The organism is Vibrio sp. SG41-7, from assembly GCF_014164465.1.
In the GTDB taxonomy this organism is placed as follows: domain Bacteria; phylum Pseudomonadota; class Gammaproteobacteria; order Enterobacterales; family Vibrionaceae; genus Vibrio; species Vibrio splendidus.
Window position 1 is genome coordinate 1 of sequence record NZ_JACJFF010000318.1, and the last position, 870, is coordinate 870.

General features: G+C 47.4%; 1 protein-coding gene. It reads right to left on the reverse strand.

Features of this window, described 5'->3' with window-relative positions:
- Positions 1-141 precede the first annotated feature (141 nt).
- Positions 142-870 (reverse strand): IS110 family transposase (locus tag H5300_RS26900; protein ID WP_182797375.1); only part of this gene is annotated, 729 nt, incomplete at its 5' end.

The following is an 870-nucleotide window of genomic DNA, read 5'->3' on the forward strand; positions in this document are numbered from 1 at the left end:
CTGCGGTGCCTTATTCGTTAGATGACATCTAGTGTGTCCGCCGCATTAACAGGCTCTCCGCAAGTGGTCTTAACCTATCTCCATCATTAGCGTCTGCAATGACCCGGTGGGTTTAACTCTTTATGCTGCTTAGGTTTCTACTTAAGCAGCATAGTTTTCATATTCGGTTTGATTGTGTAAAAGCGACCATATAATTCGTGCGTTCTTCGCGGCAAGTGCCACTATCGCTCGGTTCATTCCTCTTCGTTCTAGAACGCCTCGACACCACTGACTTAGCTTATCTTGCTTGTCGCCAAGGTTGGCAATGACTGTCCTTGCCCCGTGAACTAATAGTGTTCGCAAGTATTTGTCGCCGTGTTTGGTTATCCGACCTAAGCGAGGCTTTCCTCCCGTCGAATATTGCTTTGGTACGAGTCCTAGCCAAGCAGAGAAATCACGGCTTTTATCAAATTGAGAACCATTGCCTATCGAAGCAAGTATCGCAGTAGCGGTTTGCGGTCCAATGCCACGAACCTTCATCACTCGTTGAACATTAGCGCTGACCTTAGCAAAAGACTCGAAGATTTGTTCAGTATCGGCGATACGTTGATTCAACTCTCCAAGGTGGTGATAAGCATCGGCAATCACCGTTCTTGCGAGATGTGGCAGTTCATTTTCTGCATCTTCAAGCATTAAGGGAACGTGTTTCATTAATGAAGAGCGGCCAACAGGAATGATTAACCCGAACTCAGAGAGTAGGGCGCGTATGCGATTCATAAGCGCGGTGCGTTCACGAACCCAATGCTCTCTCATTCTATGTACCGATAAGATGGCTTGTTGCTCGGGGGATTTTACGGGTACAAAGCGAGTTGATGGACGCTGAACAGCTTC